The organism is Rhodococcus sp. OK519, from assembly GCF_003051005.1.
GTDB lineage: Bacteria > Actinomycetota > Actinomycetes > Mycobacteriales > Mycobacteriaceae > Prescottella.
Genome location: NZ_QAOW01000002.1, coordinates 195,385 through 215,701 on the forward strand (window position 1 = coordinate 195,385; position 20,317 = coordinate 215,701).

A 20,317-nucleotide genomic window follows, 5' to 3' on the forward strand; every position below is an offset into this window, starting at 1 on the left:
CGAGAATGGCCGCCGCTCGGGGGCTGACGTGACACGCACGTCGGCCTGCCGATCGGATTGAAGGAACACAATGAATCGCCGGCTCGGCCGTCCTGCCCGTCTGTTGCTCGGGACCTCGGCGGTGGTCGTGGCGCTCGCGCTGTCCGGTTGCTCGACACCGGAGGCGGAGGCGGAGGGACCGTCCGGCACCGCGGTCGAGACCGTCGCGGTGGGCGACTACCTGAACTCGCCGACTGCGCTGGCGGTCCGCCCCGACAGCACGGAACTGTGGGTCACCAACGCGGGCAACGACTCCATCACCGTGATCGACACGGCTGTCGCGGGCTCGGCCCGTGTGATGCAGGACAGCTACGGCGAGCACTTCACAGCGCAGCCGTCGGGAATCGCCTTCACCGACGACGGCGAGTTCTTCGCGGTCTCGAACAACTCGAACAACGAGGTGCGCGGGATCGACTTCAAGCTCAACCCCGAGCGCAACGCCCACTTCAAGGGCAACAACTTCATGGGCCCGACGCTGTTCTCCACCAACACCTTCGCACTCGCCGGCCAGAGCAAGCCGTACATGGCCGACTGGCCGCAGCCCGGCATCAGCCACGATCCGCCGGACGACACCCCGCAGAACCAGTGCCCGTCCGAATACTGGTCGGATGCGACGTCGCAATGTGCGTGGCCGCGCCAGGGCAGCCACCTCGACATGTTGCACGGCAACCCACTCGGCACCGGCATCCTGCACGACGACGTCAATGCGTTCTTCATCCTCGACGGCTGCGGAACGCACGACGCCGCCAACGTCTGCCAGGGGCCGGGCCATGTCGCGCGCGTCGACTTCAATCGGGATCACCAAGAGGGCAACGGCTTCCACGGTGACGGCACCACCAAACGTTTCATCGACCTGCCGTACCAGCGGGTGGACGCCGTGCCGAGTGGCATGTTCGAGCACGACGGCTGGGTGTACTACTCCGACACCGGCGCCGGTGTCGTCCGACGATTCCAGCCCCACAGCGGTACCACCGAGGTGATGGTCGAGAACTGGAACGACTCACCCGCGAGCCACGGTGAGCGCGGGCCCGGCGTCATCCATTGGAGCCACATCGAGAACGGTCCCGGCGACGGCGACGACCCCGCCACCGTCGACGAGTGGGTGGAGCGGCGCGGTAACCACGCGGCCATCGCCGCGGCCGGGGACAAGTGGATCCGCCCGATGGAGACGCTGTCCGAGTATTCCTACGTGTGGAACGCGATCCGCGAGGACGCCAGCCCGGCGGGTGCCGTCGAGCGTCCGGCCGGCCTGGCCGCGGGCATTGATTCATGGTTCGTCGCCGACAACGCGTCCGGTCGCATCGTCGAGTTCGCCTGGAGCGGAAAGCAGTTGCGGGTGTTCGAGACCGGCAAGAGCGGACTCACCGGTCTCGCCATCGGGCCGGACGGCACGTCCCTCTACTTCTCCGACGCCGCCACCAACGGGGTGTACCGACTTGCGGTGAGCTGACGTCCGTCCGACGTTCGTGACTATCACGCGCCACCGGGGCCATCCTCCGACACGTCTGACAACGGCCCGGTGGGATGATGGCGCGTATGCCGATGCCCTCACCGCTGCCTGTCAAGGACGGGGTCGGACCGACGCGACTGCGCGTGCCGACGTCCGGCCCGTGGGCGACGATCGCCGAGTACGTCGTCGCGAGATTCGACCACATGGAGGCCGACGACCTGCACCGAAGGTTCGACGCCGGTGAAATCGTGGGTATCGACGGCCGCCCGATCGGCCGCGGCACGGCGCTGGGCGAACACGTGTTCATCTGGTACTACCGCGACCTGCCGGTGGAGGTTCCGGTGCCGTTCCAGGAGGAGATCCTGCACGTCGACGACGACCTCGTGGTGATCGACAAGCCGCACTTCCTCCCGACCACCCCGGGCGGGCGCTACCTGCGCGAGTCGGCCCTCGTACGGTTGCGGACCCGCCTCGACAACGCGGACCTGACGCCGATCCATCGGCTCGACCGGGCGACCGCCGGCCTGGTGTTGTTCTCCGCCCGCCCCGAGACGCGTGGCGCGTACCAGTCGCTGTTCGAGAAGCGGCGGATCGTGAAGGTCTACGAGGCGGTGTCGGCGCTCCCGGCCGGCTGGGATGCGGACGCACCGGCGATCGGCGGGCACACCGTTCCCGTCCTGTATCGCAACCACATCGAGGCCCGTAGAGGCGAGCTACGGGTGGTCGTCGACGACGCCCGCGAGCCCAACTCCGAGACGCTGATCGAGGTGTCTGGCACCGGCATGAGCGCCTCGGGGCGTGCCGTGCTGCACACGATCCTGCGTCCGCACACCGGGCGCATGCACCAACTGCGAGTGCACCTGTCGGCACTCGGCGTCGGAATCCTCGGCGACAGTTGGTACCCCGATCTGCTGCCCGAGGCGCCGGACGATCATTCCCTTCCGCTCCAATTGCTCGCGCGGGAACTGGAATTCACCGATCCGCTGTCGGGTGTGCCGCGGCGGTTCGTCACCCAGCGGACGCTGGGCGAGGCGCCCGTGACGCCAGGCTGCCGCCAGGCAGGGCCAACCCCAGCTCGCAGCAGCCATACATGACGAGCTGGACAGAACTGGTTTTCCCGCTGACGGTACTGACGCTGCTGTTGACGGCCGCTTCCTCGTGCCTGGCGCGGCCGTCGAAGCTCTCGGCCGCTACGACACTTGTCGCGGCCGTGCTGTGGCTCCTCGTGAACAACCCGGTCGAGGGCCCCGTCTTGTTCGTCGTCACCCCGAGTCACGGGCTGACCGTCGCGGATCTGCTCTCAGCGGCTGCCCTGCCAGCGGTCGTTCGGGCTTGCCGTCGTGCCAGGTCCTGAGGACGTCGATACCGACGGAGCCGCAGGGCCGCGGAAAAGCATGATCGCAACCACATCGAGGCCCGCCGTGCCGAGCTACGGGGCGTCGACCACGGCTCCGGTGAGCCCGACTACGCGACGCTGAACGAGTTCGCGGGAACCGGAATTCACCGATCCGCTGTCGGGCGTGCCGCGGCGCTTCGTCAGGCGGCGGGCGTCGAGCGAGGCACCCATCTCGGATCGCTGAGCGGCCGCCGACCGCCGAGCCGGTGTCATGCTGGCTCTCGCATCACGCCGAAGTGGCGCACCTTCCCCGAAAGGCCCGGAATCTCCTGCACAGGCGACCAGGTGGCCATCTCGTCCGCGCTGTCGGAATAGAGGTACTTTCCTTCGGTGTAGGCGTCGAAATAGATCCGCCAGACCCCGTTCGGCAACTGGACAATCGCCGGGCCCTCCACCAGGGTGCCCCAGTTTCCGGGTGGGACGAAGGTGTAGGGACCGGTCGCCGACGGGGCGACCGCATGCTCGATGACCTTCGTCGTCTCGTTCTTCGTGAACGCATGGTAGGTCGATCCGACCCTGACCACGGTGGTGTCGATGTGGTCGGCCCCGATGCCGGCGAGCGGAACGGGCAGGCTCCACTGCCGGAGCGACGGATCCATCGCCGTCAACAGATACGGCACGAATCCCCCACCGGTCGACATCGACAGGATGACGTTGACGCGGTCGCCGTCCACGAACCATTCGGGCGCCCACGCCTTGGTGACGAACGGCGACAGCGAGGGCCCGTCAGCCGAGCCTGCTGACCCGGAGGAGCCGACCGACCCGACAAACCCGTCGGAACCGAGCGAACTCGCCGAACCCCTGCCGTCCCCTGTCCCCGGCATCAAGGCACAGCAGAACGGGACCGGAAGGTCCCCCATGTGTGTCCAGTTGACGCGGTCGCTGCTGCGCGCGAACCCGATACTCGCCCCGCCGCCGTTCGTGTACGTGATGTAGTACAACCCGTCCGTGTTCCGGAAGATGCTCGGGTCACGCACAAGCCCCGACGGGGGCCGATACGCCGACGGTTGAATCAGTTGAAACTGAGTGCCGTCCCCCGACTCGAACACGTCCATGTCGCTGTCGCTGGTGGTGCTGAACGCCACCATCGTGTATCGCCAACCCGGCGGCGGTGTGGCCCCACCGGTCCCCGATGCCGCGACCAACAGGCCTGCGACACAGAGCATCACTGCGGACAGGGCCGAAAAGCTTCGCTTGACGAGCGTCACCTCTGCAGCATTCATGACGGCAGGCGCACGACGCGCAGCTTCGGCCACAGGCCTTAGCAGATCGTTACCGGACGGACGCCGATCGAGGCGCCCGTGAGCGAAGGTCCGCGACGAGTTGTGTCACGGTCTCGGCCGCACAGATGCGGTTGTCGCCGACGCCGCCCGACGCGCCCCGTTTCGCCCAGCCGACGACGTACAGCCCCTGGAGCGGATCGCCGGTCTCGTGGGAGATCACCTGTCCGCGACGGTTCGGCACGACGCCGCGGGGGCCCCGCGGAACGCCGTCGATCGGTTTGGCGGTGAACCCGGTGGCGCAGATCGCGGAGTTGGCGTGGAAGGTCCGACCAGCGGTCGTGGTGACCGCGACGGCGCCGCGCTCGGACTTCGCGGCGTCGGCCACCTCCTGCCCGAACGACAGGACGATTCGCAGGGGACCTGCGCCGGCCGGAAGGGCGGGCACGCCGCCGACATCGGTGGAAGGCAGACGCGACAACGCGCGCAGCAGCGGGCTGTCCGCGTCGGCGCGCGGCACGCTGCCGGCGCGGTCGATCAGCACCTCGGTGTCGGCGAGGTCGAGGAGCTCGTAGAACGCCGACGGAGTGAACGCGGCGGCCTCCGGGGCCGACCGCGACAGGATCACCAGTTCGCGGAGCTGCTCACCCACGGGCGCGCGGTCGCGGACCCGCGCGGCCCACCGGACGACGTCGAAGGCGACGTTGCCCGCGCCGATCACGACGCATCCGGGTCCGGCAGGCGCGGACGGCGGGAGTGTGCCGCAGTTCTCTGCGACCAGGATGTCGATGGCCTGACGGATCTCGTCACCGGCACCGGTGGCGGCGATCTGGCGCGGCTGCGAGGCTCCGCTGGCAAGAATCACGGTGTCGAATCTCGCCCTGAGCTCGTCAATCGAGATATCCACGCCGACTTCGGTTTCGGGAACGATCGTGACGCGGTCGTCGCCGAAGGGCACGTCGAACAGTCGGATCATCTCGCGCACACCGACGTGATCGGGGGACACACCCCGACGCAACAGGCCCCCGATCGTGTCGTGCTGCTCGTAGACGGTGACACGGATCGACGACGATCGCTGCAGGAGTTCGCGAACGGTGTACATCGCGGCGGCACCCGACCCCACGATGGCAACCTCGAGTCGGTCGCCCGGGCCGGCCAGTGGCAGCTCGAAGGCCACGCGCGGGCGGGTGCGCGGCGCGGCGGGGACCTGCGCGAAGTACTCCCTGTTGCGGGCGGCATACGGGAGTTCGGTCAAGGTCAGCGAGTGCTCGGGTTTGATGGCCGATGCCGGGCATGCCTCGACGCAGGCGGTGCAGTCGATGCACGAGTCGGGGTCGATGTAGAGCGTCTCGGTGGACGCGTAGCCGTCCTCGCCGGGGGCGGGATGGATGCAGTTCTGTGGGCAGACCCGCACACAGGACGCGTCCTTGCAGCAATGTCCCAGGATGACGTGGGCCACGACAACTCCTAGTCAGAGAAGGTTTCCTAGTCAGAGAAGGTTCGACTTGCGGTAGATCCATCGGGCGCCGGAGTTCAGCAGCCCTTCTCTGCTCAGGAACTCGACAAACGGCTCCGCGGCCCTGCGGAACATCATCCGATGGTGTTCGTTCCCATCGATGTTCGCCTTCACGACATTCCAGTCGAGGCCGAGATCTTCGTACACCCGGCGATTGATCAAGCTCCGCGCGATCAGATGCATTCCTGCCGCGATGATGATGGTGCTGACGAATCGCCGGAAGCGGGAGCGTCCGACCAATCGATCGCGGATCTTCCGACGCGCGAACGCCATGTGCCGGGACTCTTCGACGACGTGAATGTAGGCGGACCGGCGGATGGGTGCCGCGACGTCGTCGCTGTTCATCCAGTCACGCTGCATGACGTCGAAGATCTCCTCGCCGGCGAGCACGATTCCGTACGCGACCTCGTCCCAGGCGATATGGCGGAAGAGCCAACCGAAGAAGTCCAGCATCCGGTCGCGCGGATAGAAGCGGGATCCGATGCTCTCGATGGCGTTGGCGAACATCAACGAGTGCAGGTTCTCGTCCGCGCATTCGTTGAAGAGGAACTTGATGTCCGAGCGTCCAGGATCTGCGCTGTGGCTCGCTCTCAGCAGAGCCACCTGCAAGCCCACCTCGAGCCAGATGCCGATACCCAGGAACTGCGCGACCTCGCTCCTGGTGAGCCGGACGCGTTCCTCCTCGGACATGCCCTCCCACAGCGGGGTTCCGAAGAGCGGTGACCACTCCGGGGTCATGCCGTGACGGCTGCCGTCGCCGGGTTCGGGCTGGTAGACCAGCGGACTCCTCGAGTCGAACGACAGTCGCTTGGCAGATTCCAAAAGGGTCTCGAAGATTGCGTCGCTTTCGGAAGCTGCCATTGTGTCCTACTCCTCCGATCTCCGTGCCGATGTGGACACAGTGGTCCCCGGCCTTCCACTCGTAAGAGCACGGAACCACACGTTCGGCGTGCTGTCGCGGCGAAGGTGCGCCTCGAACGCCGACGGGTCTTCACTGTCGATACCCGCCGGCCGAGCGTAACCCGAATCACACCGGACGTGAGCATGCGTGGCCGATGTGGACGCAATGTTCCGATTCCCTGCGGGCTCTGGCGCGTTCCGAGGCGTTGATCAAACCTCTGACCAGTGGATCTATACGTTGAAGCGGCGGGCTTCTTCGGGGCCTGCGGCGCGTCTCCTACGACTCCACGAGGAACGCGAGCTTGCGGATCTCGTCGTCCGCGTCGACGGTCTTGTCCCTGGCTGCGATCCGCTCGATCATCTGCTGCAGCGCCACATGGATCGTCTGCCGCAGGAACCGACTCAGGTCGGGCGCATCGAGGACGTCGGCGCGGTTGATCCGAATCTGCGCGGTCATCCGGCGCTGCGCCACCGATACGCGCGGCGCGTACAGTCCGGACGGGCCCTCGATCGAGGAGATGGCCCCGCCGACGTGCAGGAAGATGTCGAGTTCGTACGACAGGTCGACGTTACGCAACTCGCGCTTGATCACGGTCGCCGCCGTTACGGCAGCCGGATTCGGCCCGCCGTAGACGGTACGGAAGACAATCGCACTCAATCCCAGAACCCGCCCTTCGTGTACTCGGTGATGTCCGTGTAACTCATTCCGACCAGGTCGGCGTTCTCGCATTCGCGTTTGAACGCGTCGTCGCAGACGAGCTCATAGCCGAGGTCGAGGCACAGGAACGCCGAGGCGGACGGAACCTTCGCCTCGTCGACGACGAACGTGTCGACCGACGAGAGGACCGGCACGTCCCGAAAGTGTTTGTGGTACGCAGGTTCTCCGCTCGGATACACCTTGTCGATCTCGCATTCGGAGGCGTCCAGGTCGATCACCGATGCCCACTCCGACCACCTCAGGTAGGAGTACTGCTTCACCGTCGGCCGTCCGCCCGACTGCACGACCTGAACGGGAACGGGATGCACGCCGATCCCGAAGTCCCGGCAGATCCTCACAAATCTGTCCGACGCGAGCCAGTTGAGGGCCCAGTAGTCGAAATCGATCACCCGGTTCGTCGTCGTCAGCACATAGTCCGAGGGAGGCTCCCCCGTCGGCGGCTCGGGGTCGAACTGGTCCCATACCCAAGGGCGATCGAGCTGACCCTTCAGCACCAGCGGGCATCCGCGGGCGCCGGCGACGTAGTCGACGATCCAGAGCGTCACAAATCCTCCACGCGCTCGCGCCATGTTGATCAGCACCGAAGATAGTGCCATAGCGCCGCTCCTCCGGACCGCCGAAGTTGTCGGCGCCTCCCGGTACATTCGAACACATGAGCGAACAGGGGGTCGTGGTGGACACGGTGACTACCGCCGATGTCGAACGCTGGATCAGGTCCCTCGCCGCGGCGACCGGTCCCGACCACCAATCCGGCCGCATCGATCTGCTCCGCGTCCTCGAACGCCTCACCTGCGCTGCGGCGGGACTCCAAGCCCAGATCACCTCCGATTTTGCCGCCGATCACCGCCGTACGTCCACCGATGCGGGAGCGCCACGCGAACGCCGAGATCGGGGCATCGCCTCGCAGATCGCCCTCGCCCGGCGCGAGTCCCCGCACCGCGGCGGCATCCACCTCGGCCTGGCCACCACACTCACCTCCGAGCTCCCCCACACCCTCGCCGCGCTCCGTGCAGGATCGATCACCGAATGGCGCGCAACCCAGATCGCCCGTGAAACCGCCTGCCTCTCAACCGAAGATCGAGCCGACATCGACAGGAAGCTCGCCGCCGACCCCGAACAACTCGAGAAGATGAGCGACAAGGACACCGTCGCCACCGCACGGCAGATGGCGTACGAGGCGGACAAGGAGGTGTGGGTGCGACGGAAAGCCAGGGCGCACACAGAGCGACGCGTCTCGATCCGGCCGGCCCCGGACACCATGGCCTACGTGACAGCCCTGCTTCCCATGGCGGAGGGCGTCGCCTGCCACGCCGCCCTGACGGCGGCCAGTGCCTCCGCGACGGCCGCCGGCGACCAGCGGACCCGCGGGCAGATCATGGCCGACACCCTCGTCACCCGCGTCATCACCCCGCACACCGACAACGCCGCCGAACCGCCTGTCCCGGTACGGGTTCACCTGACGGTATCCGATCGCACGCTGTTCGCTGGTGGCCACGAGGCGGCACACGTCCGCGGCTACGGACCGATTCCCGCAGGCATGGCACGGGAACTCGTCCACGCCGCCGCGAGAGCCGGTATCGCCGAGCTTCGCCGCGTCTACGCGCGGCCGGACACCGGGGCCGTGGTCGCGATGGACTGCAACACCCGACTGTTCCCCGCTTCCCTGGCCGAGCTGATCCGGCTCCGCGACCCCGTCTGCCGCACCCCCTGGTGCGATGCGCCCGTGCGACACATCGACCACATCCAGCCCGCCGCCGACGGCGGCCCGACCACGTTCGAGAACGGCCAAGGGCTCTGCGAGGCGTGTAACTACGCCAAACAGGCGCCCGGGTGGAAGACCGAGCCACTCCACTCCCCCAACGGCAGGCATCACGTCCGGATCACCACCCCGACAGGGCACATCCACCACAACCTCGCCCCGCCTGCGCCGAGGCCGGCGGTCGCGTGACGGCCAGCGCCTAGCCTTGCCTCATGGCCCACTCGAACGCCGAACACCTGCATCCCGAATCCCTCGACGAATGGCACGGGTGGCTGCGTGACAATCACGACGAATCAGGCGGAGTCTGGCTTGTGTTCTGGCGCAGGGAGTCCGGGAACAGCCCGCTCGACTACGACCAGGTGGTGCGGGAGGCGCTCTGCTGGGGATGGGTCGACGGTCACACCCGAACCATCGACGAGCACCGGCGGGGCATGTGGTTCACCCGACGCGGCCGTAACAGCGCGTGGGCCGCGTCCAACAAGGCACGCGTGACCGACCTGCTCGCCGAGGGACGAATCCAGCCGGCCGGACAGGCCGTCATCGACGACGCCAAACAGCGTGGCCTGTGGACCCTGCTCGACGACGCCGAGGCACTCGTCGAGTCACCGGAACTCGCCGCAGCCCTCGACGCCGATCCACAGGCCCGTACCCACTGGGACGCTTGGCCGCCGAGTGTCCGCAAGTTTGCGCTCAGCCAGATCGCATTCGCCAAGCAACCCGCGACCAAGACCAAGCGAATCGCCGGCATCGTAGAGAAGGCCGCCCGCAACGAACGGCCGTGACCACACACTTTCGATTGTGACCATGCACGAAAACGGGAGCGTGGTCACAGCAACAGTGATCGGTGCCACCGCGGTCGATCCTCCGCTGCCGCGACGCCCGGCAGCCGAGGCGCGCACAGTCAGCGGCGAGACCGACTGCACGGTAAACGGACTCGCATTCGCGCCGTCCGTCAGTCCTGTTGCCCTCACTCGACACCGCCACGGCGTCCCGCATCTACCCCCCCCGGACTTCCCTGGCTGCGACACTTCAACGGCATCCACCTGGTCGACGTCGAGGCCGGACTGCATCTGCTGATGTCTTCCGGAGCCCCGCGTCGACGACGTAGCAGCGACCGTCGCCGCTGTGGGTCATGCCAGTGAACCGATTGAGGTAATCGGCCTGAAGTCACGTGCTGGCGTGACTCACAACGGGCGATTGCCCAGAAACCGCCAGGCGACCGATCGATACGCGTCCTACGAAAGCAGGAGATCGCCTCCTCCGAAAGTCGGAAACATGCCCTAGAGCAGCATTTTCTTCCCGACCGCCGCGCGCCCTGTGCTACATCTACCTACCGAGCCCGGAATCCAACGAGTTAATAAAGACCGACCAGTCGTATTGATAACTGTCGGTTGATTGTCTACTGTCGAGACGGTCGCTCGACTGTTCATCGACATGAGCAGAGGATGGCACCTGTGACCTTGGGGGGCCACAGGGGGGTTTGCGTCGGCTACTACGACAGTGCAGACGCTTGCAATGACTTGAAGACATCCAGGCGGGACTTCGCACATGCCCGCCCCGACGTCGAACCGTGTCCACGACTCCCAACGAGGTGAGTGAAGTATGTCCAAGAACGCATTCCGCATCGGCTCGGCCGCTGCGATCATCAGCGCCGCCGCACTCGTCGCGCCCGCGCTCGCCGGCGCAGCGCCCACCGGATCGCTCGGCTCGAGCGAGGCGTCAACCGGATCCACCGGATCGCTCGGCTCGAGCGAGGCTCCGGAAGAAGTTGCCTGCGAGCAGCTTTCGACCGAGAACACCCCCAACGGCTGGGGCATCCCGTTCGACGACGAGAAGCGACAGGTCGCCTACTACACCGCCGAGAACGTGCTCGACTCCGACGGCGCTCTGAAGCTCGAGGTCGAGAGCCCCGCCAACAGGTCAGTCAGCTACCACGAGGCCGGCGGCATCAAACTGTCCGATGCCATCAAGAAGGAGATCGGCTTCTCGGAGTTGGCCGCGAATCCGACCGCCGCCTTCCAGTTGCGGCTGACCGGCACGACCGAGAACCAGTCGTTCCAGAACGGCTTCACCACCCTGGTCTGGGTGCCGGACGGGGACGCGGTCGATACCTCCGAGGGCGGCGCTCATGCCAACCTGCAGAACGGAAAGTGGTGGAGCACGAAGAACATCGCGGGAGCGCAGGACCGCGCACTCGTGCCGCTCGCCGACATTGCGGCGGCCAACCCGAATGCGGTTGTCGACCACTACGGCGTGAGCATCGGACGCGGCCTCCCAGCCACCACGACGCTGGTCGACGCCGTGAAGTTCAACGGCTGCACCACCAACTTCGCCAAGAGCGATCCCGAGCCTCAGGCCGAGGAGTCGACGGGCTCGCTCGGGTCGCTCGGGTCGCTCGGGTCGCTCGACCTCTTCGGCTCGCTCAGCACCGGTTCGCTGAACACCGGTTCGCTCGGCTCCTGATCTGAAGCAGGCAGGACGTTAGGACCCTGGCCGATGATCGGCGGGATTCCCACGGTCGTCGCAGCATCCTCACGATGAGACTGCTGCGGCGACCGAGTCGTTCCACGAACTGGCGCCACGGCCCGAGCTCGATTGGACCGCTGACTACCCCGGCTCCTTCATCACACCGAAATGGCGACGAACCATTCGGGCGCCCACGCCTTGGTGACGAAGGGCGACAGCGACGGACCGTCGGACGACCCCGCCGACCCCGAGGAGCCCAAGAAGTCCGAGGAGCCCTGCAGACTCGCTGAACCCGTGCCGTCTCCCGTCCCCGGCATCAAGGCGCAGCAGAACGGGACGGGAAGGTCCCCCATGTGCGTCCAGTTGATGCGGTCACTGCTGCGCGCGAAGCCGATGCTCGTCCCGCCGCCCGTCGTGTACGTGATGTAGTACAAACCGTCGATGTTCCGGAAGATGCTCGGGTCACGCACAAGCCCCGACGGGCGTCGATACGCCGACGCTTGGATCAGTTGGAATTCGGTGCCATCCCGCGACTCGAACACGTCCATCTCGCTGTCGCTGGTGTTGCTGAACGCCACCATCGTGTAACGCCAACCCGGCGGCGGTGCGGCCCCACTGCTCCCAGATGCCGCGACCAACAAGCCTGCGACACAGAGCATCACCACAGACAGGGCGGAACAGCTTCGCTTGACGAGCGTCGCCTGTGCAGCATTCATGACCGCAGCCACGCCCCGCGCAGCTTCGGCCACAGGCCTTAGCAGATCGTTACCGTTGACGAGGCCTGCCACTCACGAGCGATGCGGCGAAAGGGTCCCATAGGTGTGAGGTGGCGCCGAAACGGGTATTCAGCCTCCAACAGCCCTTCTCGCCCACCTGGAGTTGCCATGATCGTCATCATCGGCCTGATCATCCTCATCGCCGCCGTCGTCGTCGGTGTTGCGGGCGTCCTCACCAACGGGGGAAGCGAGCACGCGTTGACCGATGACTTCTCGGTATTCGGCTACCACGTGACCGGATCCACCGGCGCCCTGCTGCTCTACGGAATCGTCATCGGGGCGGTCGGCGTCCTTGGACTCAGCCTCGTACTAGCGGGTGCCCGACGCACTTCCCGACGAGGGCGGGCCGCGCGCAACGAACTGGATCAATCGCGTCGAAACGAGGCCGCACTCACCCAACAGCGCGACCAACTCGCCGCTTCCGGGACGGCGCCGAGCACTACCCACCACACCGCGAGCGACACCGGCGGCAGCGTCGAATCCACCGATGAGCGCAGCTGGAAGCACCCGTTCGGAGGCCATCAGGACCCGCCCTCCGCTCGACCAGCGCACTGAACGCACAGACTTCCGCCGTCCGGCCAGTCCTCGCAGCTCCACCCGATACGACAGAACCCGCGGCCGCTTCGGACAGATTGTCCTGAAGCTCCGCGGGTTCTGCGAGTTCCACGCTGCTGGCGGGAGCCCGAGGGCTAGACGTTGAAGCGGAACTCCACGACATCGCCGTCCTGCATGACGTATTCCTTGCCCTCCATGCGCACCTTGCCGGCGGCCTTGGCGGCGTTCATGGAACCGGCGGCGACGAGGTCGTCGAAGGAGACGATCTCGGCCTTGATGAAGCCGCGCTCGAAGTCGGTGTGGATGACACCGGCGGCCTGCGGGGCGGTGTCGCCCTTGTGGATCGTCCAGGCGCGCGCTTCCTTGGGGCCGGCGGTCAGGTAGGTCTGCAGGCCGAGGGTGTGGAAGCCGGTGCGCGCGAGGGCGTGCAGACCGGGCTCGGACTGGCCGATGGAGTCGAGCATCTCCTGGCGGTCTTCCTCGTCCAGCTCGAGCAGCTCCTGCTCGACCTTGGCGTCGAGGAACACGGCGTCGGCGGGCGCGACGGAGGCCCGCAGCTCGGCGACCTTCGCGTCGTCGGTGAGGACGGCCTCGTCGGCGTTGAAGACGTAGAGGAACGGTTTGGTGGTGAGCAGGCTCAGCTCACGCAGCAGCGAGAAGTCGAGCTTGTCCTTGACGCTGAACAGCGTCTTGCCCTCGTCGAGGAACGCCTGAGCCTTGAGCGCCTCGTCGTGCTGCGCCTTGAGTTCCTTGTTCTTGCGCGCTTCCTTGTCCAGACGCGGGAGCGCCTTCTCCAAGGTCTGCATGTCGGCAATGACGAGCTCGGTCTCGATCACCTCGATGTCCGACGCCGGGTCGACGCGGCCGTCGACATGCACTACGTCATCGTCGGCGAAGACGCGGACGACCTGGCAGATGGCGTCGGCCTCACGGATGTTGGCCAGGAACTTGTTGCCCAGGCCCGCTCCCTCGGAGGCGCCCTTGACGATGCCGGCGATGTCGACGAACGACACGGTGGCAGGCAAGATGCGCTCGGAACCGAAGATCTCGGCCAGCTTCTTCAGCCGCTCGTCCGGCAGCTCGACCAGGCCGACGTTGGGCTCGATGGTGGCGAACGGGTAGTTCGCGGCCAGCACGTCGTTGTTGGTCAGCGCATTGAAAAGGGTCGACTTGCCGACGTTGGGGAGGCCGACGATTCCGAGGGTAAGGCTCACGGTATAGGGATTCTACGGCGTCCCGGCGGTGCCGCGGTGGTCGGCCGTGTTCCGACCGACCACCCGGCGGGTCGCTAGTTGTACGAGTAGCCGGAGCTGACGTCGTTGGCGGCAGCCGCGACCAGGATGATCATGAAGATCACATACAGCACGACGAGCCCGGCGGCGATCCCCAGCGCGATCTTGCCGAGCGTCTTGACCCGCTCCGAAGCGTACTGCGCGCCCTGGTAGTCGCCCATCGACCACTTCGGGAAGATCGAGTGCAGGTGGTTGAACGCGGCGAACGCCAGCGGCCAGAAGAAGATGATCGAGGCGACGGCCCACCCGGCGTTCGACGGCGGGGGCGGCGGGGGGCCGCCGTACTGAGACGGCGCCTGCTGCGCGGGGTACTGCGGCGCCGACGGGTACTGCGGGTAGGCGGGCGCGCCGTACGGCTGCTCGGCCGGGCCGGCGTTGTAGGTCGGTTCGGACATCGGGTCTCCCCCTGGGTTCTGACGACGGTCTGTCGGCACAGACCGTAGCCCAAACCGACGCGTCGGTTATGCCCCAGCTTTTCGGGCCACGGTGACGGCCCAACCGGCGCCGTCGTGCCACGGCCGCAGGTCCCACGTCGCGAAGCGATGCTCGCGCACCAGGCCGACGGCGGCGAGGTCGATGTCGAACTCGTCGACGGCGTACTCGTAGTCGGTGGCGAACCCGGTGACGAAGAGGCCGCCCGGCACCAGGTGTTCGGCGATGCGCCCCAGCACCTGACGTTCGGTGCCGCGGGCGACGAAGATCAGCACGTTGCCCGCGGCGACCACGGCGTCGAACCGCTCCCCCGGTAGATCGAGCGTCGACAGATCGGCCTCGTGCACCGTGAGGTCCGGGTTCTTGCGGGCCTCCGCGACGAGGACCGGATCGAGGTCGACGGCGGTCACTTGATGCCCGCGCCGAGCGAGCTCGCCACCGAGCCGCCCTGTGCCGCAACCGGCATCGAGCACACGGGCACGGCGCGGCAGCATGGCATCGACCGTCCTCGCCTCGCCGTGCAGGTCTGTTCCCTCCGCCTCGAGCTGATCGAACCGCGCGATGTACGCGCGGGAGTCGGATGCGGATCGTTCACGCTGCCAGCGGGTGTCGGCCATGCCGCCCAGCCTATTCCGTGTGATGCCGGCCCGATGACCGACCTCGACGGCGACTGGCGCGCCCGCGGGCTCACGATGTGCCCCGACGTCGAGGCGGGACGCTGGATCACCGAGAGTGTCCGCAACTTCGAGCACGACGTCGGCTCGCTGGTGCCCCCGGTGTTCGCGGCCTACGCACGCGTCTTCCATCCGGCCGAACTGGTCACCGGACCGGGGCCGACGGACCGTCGAATCGTCCGGTGGCGGGACGTCGCCGCCGCGAACGGCGCCGTCGCGCACCCGGCGATGGAGTGGGGTTCGATCGTCGGTTCGTGGGATGCGTCCGGGCAGCCCGAGTTGTGGGACAGCGCACCGGAGGTCGGGCTTCTGCCGGCCTCGGAGGCACGCGCGCTGGCGATGGTGCTGGCCGACTTCACTGCGACGCCCGACGCCTGTCGGCTCGCCCTGTGCGAGATCCTCAACGTGCTGGACGTCCCCCCGGGGATCGAGCGCCTCCACTTGCCGGCCCGGCCGATGGTCCTGTTCTGCGGGCCGCTGTCCGCGGCCGACGCCCGCTTCTCGTCGTTCGGTCACGGCCCGAGCCTGTGGTGGCCGGACGACCGCTCGTGGTGCGTGGCCACCGATGTGGACCTGATGACCACCTATGTGGGTGGCGGCGCCGGATGCGTCCGGGCGATCGTCGAGTGCCCCGACCTCGAGGCGCTCCCGGTCCCGGATACGCAAAAGGTGACGTGGGACAGCGATTCGGTGAATCCACTGCCCACGCCACCCTGAGCGTGAGAGAACTCGACTACCTGCGCGTCTTCTCCGACGACTCCACCGGCATCGGATCGACCAGCACCGGATCGCCCTGGACGATCTCGGCCAGTTCGGCGTCGATGTCCTCGCCGGACGCCTCGGCCCGACGCTGCTCGTCGGCGCTGAAGGTCCGGAGCGCAACCTCCTTGATGAAGAAGATCGCGGCCAGGCTCAGCAGCGAGACGATGCCCGAGATCAGGAAGATCCGCGCGGTCGCGTCGCCGTAGGCGCCGCGAACGATGTCCGCAATGGGACCGGGCAGTTCGTTGAGGTTGGACAGCCCGGCACCCGAACCGCCGGCCTGACTCATGTCGATGCCGACCGCCGACAGGCCCTTGACCGTGAGATCCGCGACGTGGCTGGACAGGACCGCGCCGAGGACGGAGACGCCGGCCGCGCCACCGAGCGAGCGGAAGAACGACACGACCGAACTCGCCGAACCCAGATCCTCGGGGCTCACGGTGTTCTGGACCGCCAGCACCAGGTTCTGCATCGTCAGACCCATGCCGACGCCGAGGATGAACAGGAACACCCCGAGCACACCCATGTTGGTCGCGTGATCCATCGTCGAAAGCAGGAAGAATCCCACCGTCATCATGATCGCGCCGCCGAGGATGAAGCCCTTCCAGCGACCGAACTTGGTGATCAGCGCGCCGGAAACCGCAGATGCCACCATCGAACCGATGACCATCGGCAGCGTCAGCAAGCCCGCGACCGTCGGCGAGTAGCCCCGCGCGATCTGGAAATACTGACCCAGGAACACCGCGCCACCGAAGAGGGCGATGCCGACCGCGACACTCGCGAGCGTCGCCAGCGCCGTCGTGCGGTCCTTGAACAGGCGCAGCGGGATGATCGGATCCTTGGCCTTGGTCTCCGTGAAGATGGCGAGCGCCAACAGCACCAGACCCAGCGCGACGAGACCGAAGGAGACGCCCGAAGCCCAGTCGAAGTTCTTGCCCGCCAGTGTGACCCAGATCAGCAGCGTGCTCACACCGGAGGCGATGAGCACCGCACCGAGGTAGTCGACCCGGATGTCCTTGCGCACGACCGGCAGATTGAGGGTGCGCTGAATGACGAACAACGCGATGACAGCGAGCGGGACGCCGACGAAGAACGTCCAGCGCCAGCCGAGCCAGCTCGTGTCGACGATGAGGCCGCCGATCAGCGGACCGGCGACGGTCGCGATCGACATGACACCGGCCATCGGGCCCTGGTAGCGACCGCGTTCACGCGGGCTGAACATCGTCGCGATGACGATGACGACGAGCGCCTGCAGGCCGCCGAGGCCGAGGCCCTGGACCGCGCGTGATGCGATGAGCATGCCAACCGACTGCGACAGTCCGGCGAGCACCGAGCCGACCGTGAAGATCACCAGCGCCAACTGGACCAGCAGTTTCTTGCTGACCAGGTCGGAGAACTTGCCCCAGATCGGGGTGGTCGCGGTCGAGGCCAACAGCGTCGCGGTGACGACCCACGTGTATTGGTCCTGTGTGCCGTGCAGATCGGTGATGATCGTCGGCAGCGCGTTGGAGACGATGGTCGACGACAGGAACGCGACGAACATGCCGAGGAGCAGACCCACCAGCGCCTGAATGCGCTGCGGATGGGTCATCGGCGCGTCCGCCGCCTGATCAGGCTTCCCGGTGTCCCGGGTAACGGATGTACTCATGCAGAAACCTCACGAACTCTTCGAGTGATCTCGAAAACGATTACTTGGTAAGTGAATTGACGGCTCGGCGTCAATGCGCCGAAGCTGCGCCCCGGAACGACGACTTCAGGTGCGTCAGCCCGTCCACGAGTTGGTGCACCTCCTCGTCCGTCCAGTCGGAGATCGAGGCGAGCAACCATTCGCGCTGACGCGACCGGTACGCCTCCAGGACCGCATTTCCCGTGTCGGTCAACGCGGGCAACGTGGCCCGACGATCGGCCGGATCGGGCACCCGCGCCAGGTAACCGAGTTCCTCGGCATGTGCGATGTGCCTACTCAACGTCGACGGGGTGATTCGCATCCTGTCGGCGAGCGCGTTGCAGCGACTGCCCTCGCTCGCTCCGACGAGCGACAGCAGGGCACCCAGAGGTTCGGTGAGGAGATCACCGTTGTGCTCCCGCGCGAGATTCGCGTTGAGCTCACGCCCACGACGAATGATGTCACGCAGGAGTCCGATCAGGATCTCCGCCGTGTTCGCCTCGGCCATCACACCTCCCCAATTAGTTGCGGTATGCAACCATACGCCTAATTGGTTGCATACCGCAACTAATATTGCGGGGTGGCGGTCAGTCCGTGCTCTCCCCCAGCCTGTGCAGCAACGTCGTGAGCTGCCGGACGTCGGCCGGATCCCACCTCGACAGCCGCTCGTGCCACTGGGCGATGACCGCTTGCCGCTGCGATGTCAGCTGCTCGCGACCCGATTCCGTGAGAACGACCAGGCGGGCGCGCGCGTCCTGCGGATCGGGCCGGCGCTCCACCAACTCCAGGCGCACCAGCGCGTCGATCTGCCGGGTCAGCGTCGACTTCTCGAGGCCGAGTTCACATACCAGCGCCGACATCGGCACCGCATCCGTGCGCGTGAGGATTGCCAGTAGCGGATAACAGGCAGGATCGAGCTTCGGGTGGATCTGGCGGGCCCGTTCACGCGATGAGATCCGTCCGCGCCGCCACATGTCGACCAGTTCGGCCTCCAGGTCGGTGATCGGATCCGACTCCATGCGCGCACGCACCCTTCTGTTCGAACAGCGCCGGGCAAACACCGACGCGCGATGCCCGTCAGGGTACGGCCCGGCGTTCCCGCCTACCATCGCCGCATGGTCCGTTGGTCGATTGTCGTGTCGGTGTGGGTGCTCGGTCTCGTCGCCGCGGCGGCGGCCGCGACAGCCTCGTGGGGGTGGCTCGTCGCCGCGGTTCCGATCCTCGCGCTGGCCGTCGTCGGCACGTGGGATCTGTTGCAGCGACGGCACAATATCCTCCGCAACTACCCGATTCTCGGGCACGCGCGTTTCCTCCTCGAAGGCATCCGTCCGGAGATTCAGCAGTACTTCATCGAATCCCCCACCGATGGAACGCCGTTCGACCGAGAGACGCGAGACCTGGTGTACGAGCGGGCTAAAGGCACGCTGGACGAGGAACCGTTCGGCACCGAACGCGACGTACACGCGATCGGCTACGAGTTCATGACGCACTCGCTGCGCACCCGCACCGCCCCCGCAGAGACGCCGTCGGTGCGACTGGGCGGACCGAACTGCGGCCGCCCCTACGACATCGCGCTGCTCAACGTCTCCGCGATGAGCTTCGGGTCGCTGTCGGGCAATGCGATCGAGGCGCTCAATGCCGGCGCCGCGCGGGGCGGCTTCGCGCACGACACCGGTGAGGGCAGCATCAGCCGCCACCACCGCAAGCACGGCGGTGACCTCATCTGGGAGATCGCGTCCGGCTACTTCGGCTGCCGCACGCCGGACGGCCGATTCGACCCCGATCAATTCGCCGCGAAGTCGGCCGACGACCAGGTCAAGGCAATCTCGATCAAGCTGTCACAGGGCGCCAAGCCCGGCCTCGGCGGCGTCCTTCCGGGTACCAAAGTGACGGCCGAGATCTCGGAGGCCCGCGGTGTGCCGATCGGGCAGACCGTGATCTCACCCCCGGCGCACACCGCGTTCGGCACCCCGTACGAGCTGGTCGACTTCGTGGCGCAATTACGCGTGCTGTCGGGCGGCAAGCCGGTCGGCTTCAAGCTGTGCGTCGGCTCACGCGTCGAATTCCTCGCGATCTGCAAAGCGATGCTCGAACGCGGCATCACCCCCGACTTCGTCATCGTCGACGGCTCCGAGGGCGGCACCGGGGCCGGACCCGTCGAGTTCGAAGACCACATGGGCATGCCGCTCACCGAGGGCCTCATGACGGTCCACAACGCGCTCGTCGGCACGGGCCTACGCGACCGCGTCAAGATCGGGGCGTCCGGCAAGGTCGCGAGCGGAGCCGACGTCGTCAAGCGCATCATTCAGGGCGCCGACTTCACTCTCGCCGCCCGCGCGATGATGTTCGCGATCGGCTGCATCCAGGCCCAGCAGTGCCACACCAACCGCTGCCCGGTCGGCGTCGCCACGCAGGACCCGCGTCGCGCGCGGGCGCTCGACGTGCCCGACAAGTCCGAGCGCGTGTACCGCTTCCAGAAGGCCACCGTGGCCAGCGCGAAGCAGATGGTCGCGTCGATGGGCCTCGACGGCTTCGACGACCTGCACCCGTCGATGCTGCACCGCCGCGTCGACGGCGTCACCACACGCACCTACGCCGAGCTGTACGACTGGCTCGAGCCCAAGGAACTGCTCGATCACGCGCGCGGGTCGTGGCGGCGCGACTGGGCTGCCGCCGACGCCGCCAGGTTCTGACCG

At 66.9% G+C, this 20,317-nt stretch carries 21 protein-coding genes and 1 pseudogene; 9 read left to right on the forward strand and 13 right to left on the reverse strand.

Annotated features, from left to right (window positions below; genetic code table 11):
- The first annotated feature begins 70 nt into the window (after positions 1-70).
- From C8K36_RS08235 to C8K36_RS08245, 3 genes are all read left to right on the forward strand, one after another.
- Entirely contained in the window at positions 71-1,489 is a 1,419-nt protein-coding gene (locus C8K36_RS08235; protein WP_107983989.1) for a YncE family protein, read from the forward strand.
- A gap of 77 nt (positions 1,490-1,566) precedes the next feature.
- Positions 1,567-2,583, forward strand: a complete 1,017-nt coding sequence (locus C8K36_RS08240) for a pseudouridine synthase (RefSeq protein ID WP_258195324.1) — start codon at positions 1,567-1,569, stop codon at positions 2,581-2,583.
- Positions 2,580-2,843 (forward strand): hypothetical protein, encoded by a 264-nt coding sequence (locus C8K36_RS08245; RefSeq protein WP_258195325.1) that lies wholly within the window; start codon positions 2,580-2,582, stop codon positions 2,841-2,843. Before C8K36_RS08240 ends, C8K36_RS08245 begins: the two co-directional genes overlap by 4 nt.
- A 75-nt stretch (positions 2,844-2,918) precedes the next feature.
- Here the strand turns inward: C8K36_RS08245 and C8K36_RS08250 are convergent, their stop codons facing one another.
- From C8K36_RS08250 to C8K36_RS08275, 6 genes are all read right to left on the reverse strand, one after another.
- Positions 2,919-3,098, reverse strand: coding sequence for a hypothetical protein (locus tag C8K36_RS08250; RefSeq protein WP_107983991.1), 180 nt, complete (start codon positions 3,096-3,098; stop codon positions 2,919-2,921).
- The gene (locus C8K36_RS08255; protein WP_107983992.1) at positions 3,095-4,108 is read right to left on the reverse strand and encodes an arabinofuranosidase; all 1,014 of its coding nucleotides are present in this window, start codon (positions 4,106-4,108) and stop codon (positions 3,095-3,097) included. The genes C8K36_RS08250 and C8K36_RS08255 overlap by 4 nt, the downstream gene beginning before the upstream one ends.
- 49 nt (positions 4,109-4,157) lie before the next feature.
- Positions 4,158-5,564, reverse strand: a complete 1,407-nt coding sequence (locus C8K36_RS08260) for an FAD-dependent oxidoreductase (protein WP_107983993.1) — start codon at positions 5,562-5,564, stop codon at positions 4,158-4,160.
- A gap of 30 nt (positions 5,565-5,594) precedes the next feature.
- Positions 5,595-6,482: an AurF N-oxygenase family protein gene (locus tag C8K36_RS08265; RefSeq protein ID WP_107983994.1), complete on the reverse strand. Its 888-nt coding sequence runs from the start codon at positions 6,480-6,482 to the stop codon at positions 5,595-5,597.
- Between the two features lie 316 nt (positions 6,483-6,798).
- Positions 6,799-7,179 carry a hypothetical protein gene (locus C8K36_RS08270; protein WP_107983995.1) on the reverse strand — a complete coding sequence of 127 codons (381 nt, stop codon included), beginning with the start codon at positions 7,177-7,179 and terminating at the stop codon, positions 6,799-6,801.
- Positions 7,176-7,835, reverse strand: coding sequence for an imm11 family protein (locus C8K36_RS08275; RefSeq protein WP_146176469.1), 660 nt, complete (start codon positions 7,833-7,835; stop codon positions 7,176-7,178). Before C8K36_RS08275 ends, C8K36_RS08270 begins: the two co-directional genes overlap by 4 nt.
- Positions 7,836-7,891: 56 nt before the next feature.
- On the opposite strand from C8K36_RS08275, the gene C8K36_RS08280 reads away from it, so the two are divergent.
- The 3 genes from C8K36_RS08280 to C8K36_RS08290 all read left to right on the forward strand — a co-directional run bounded on the left by C8K36_RS08280 (position 7,892) and on the right by C8K36_RS08290 (position 11,461).
- Positions 7,892-9,187 (forward strand): HNH endonuclease, encoded by a 1,296-nt coding sequence (locus C8K36_RS08280; protein ID WP_107983997.1) that lies wholly within the window; start codon positions 7,892-7,894, stop codon positions 9,185-9,187.
- Positions 9,188-9,210: 23 nt separating this feature from the next.
- Positions 9,211-9,780, forward strand: a complete 570-nt coding sequence (locus C8K36_RS08285) for a YdeI/OmpD-associated family protein (RefSeq protein ID WP_107983998.1) — start codon at positions 9,211-9,213, stop codon at positions 9,778-9,780.
- A gap of 820 nt (positions 9,781-10,600) precedes the next feature.
- Positions 10,601-11,461 carry a hypothetical protein gene (locus C8K36_RS08290; RefSeq protein WP_107983999.1) on the forward strand — a complete coding sequence of 287 codons (861 nt, stop codon included), beginning with the start codon at positions 10,601-10,603 and terminating at the stop codon, positions 11,459-11,461.
- A 176-nt stretch (positions 11,462-11,637) separates the two neighbouring features.
- Here C8K36_RS08290 and C8K36_RS08295 read toward each other — a convergent pair.
- Positions 11,638-12,180 (reverse strand): annotated as a pseudogene (locus C8K36_RS08295) (arabinofuranosidase); the annotation flags it as partial.
- A gap of 168 nt (positions 12,181-12,348) precedes the next feature.
- Between C8K36_RS08295 and C8K36_RS08300 the strand changes: the two are divergent.
- Complete coding sequence (locus tag C8K36_RS08300; RefSeq protein ID WP_107984000.1) at positions 12,349-12,795, forward strand: hypothetical protein; 447 nt, start codon at positions 12,349-12,351, stop codon at positions 12,793-12,795.
- 134 nt (positions 12,796-12,929) lie between these two features.
- On the opposite strand, the gene ychF is transcribed toward C8K36_RS08300, so the two are convergent.
- The 3 genes from ychF to C8K36_RS08315 form a co-directional block, all read right to left on the reverse strand.
- On the reverse strand, positions 12,930-14,009 hold the full coding sequence (gene ychF / locus C8K36_RS08305; RefSeq protein ID WP_107984001.1) for a redox-regulated ATPase YchF: 1,080 nt from the start codon (positions 14,007-14,009) through the stop codon (positions 12,930-12,932).
- A 74-nt stretch (positions 14,010-14,083) separates the two neighbouring features.
- Positions 14,084-14,482 (reverse strand): CD225/dispanin family protein, encoded by a 399-nt coding sequence (locus tag C8K36_RS08310; protein WP_107984002.1) that lies wholly within the window; start codon positions 14,480-14,482, stop codon positions 14,084-14,086.
- Positions 14,483-14,548: 66 nt separating this feature from the next.
- Complete coding sequence (locus C8K36_RS08315) at positions 14,549-15,136, reverse strand: class I SAM-dependent methyltransferase (RefSeq protein WP_181319470.1); 588 nt, start codon at positions 15,134-15,136, stop codon at positions 14,549-14,551.
- 33 nt (positions 15,137-15,169) lie between these two features.
- On the opposite strand from C8K36_RS08315, the gene C8K36_RS25110 reads away from it, so the two are divergent.
- On the forward strand, positions 15,170-15,910 hold the full coding sequence (locus C8K36_RS25110) for a hypothetical protein (protein ID WP_258195327.1): 741 nt from the start codon (positions 15,170-15,172) through the stop codon (positions 15,908-15,910).
- A 16-nt stretch (positions 15,911-15,926) separates the two neighbouring features.
- On the opposite strand, the gene C8K36_RS08325 is transcribed toward C8K36_RS25110, so the two are convergent.
- The 3 genes from C8K36_RS08325 to C8K36_RS08335 form a co-directional block, all read right to left on the reverse strand.
- The gene (locus C8K36_RS08325) at positions 15,927-17,603 is read right to left on the reverse strand and encodes an MDR family MFS transporter (protein WP_107984003.1); all 1,677 of its coding nucleotides are present in this window, start codon (positions 17,601-17,603) and stop codon (positions 15,927-15,929) included.
- 70 nt (positions 17,604-17,673) lie between these two features.
- The gene (locus C8K36_RS08330) at positions 17,674-18,129 is read right to left on the reverse strand and encodes a MarR family winged helix-turn-helix transcriptional regulator (RefSeq protein WP_107984004.1); all 456 of its coding nucleotides are present in this window, start codon (positions 18,127-18,129) and stop codon (positions 17,674-17,676) included.
- A gap of 79 nt (positions 18,130-18,208) precedes the next feature.
- Entirely contained in the window at positions 18,209-18,640 is a 432-nt protein-coding gene (locus C8K36_RS08335) for a MarR family winged helix-turn-helix transcriptional regulator (RefSeq protein ID WP_107984005.1), read from the reverse strand.
- A 96-nt stretch (positions 18,641-18,736) separates the two neighbouring features.
- Here C8K36_RS08335 and C8K36_RS08340 point away from each other — a divergent pair, with 96 nt between their 5' ends.
- Entirely contained in the window at positions 18,737-20,314 is a 1,578-nt protein-coding gene (locus C8K36_RS08340; protein WP_107984317.1) for an FMN-binding glutamate synthase family protein, read from the forward strand.
- Positions 20,315-20,317 lie beyond the last annotated feature (3 nt).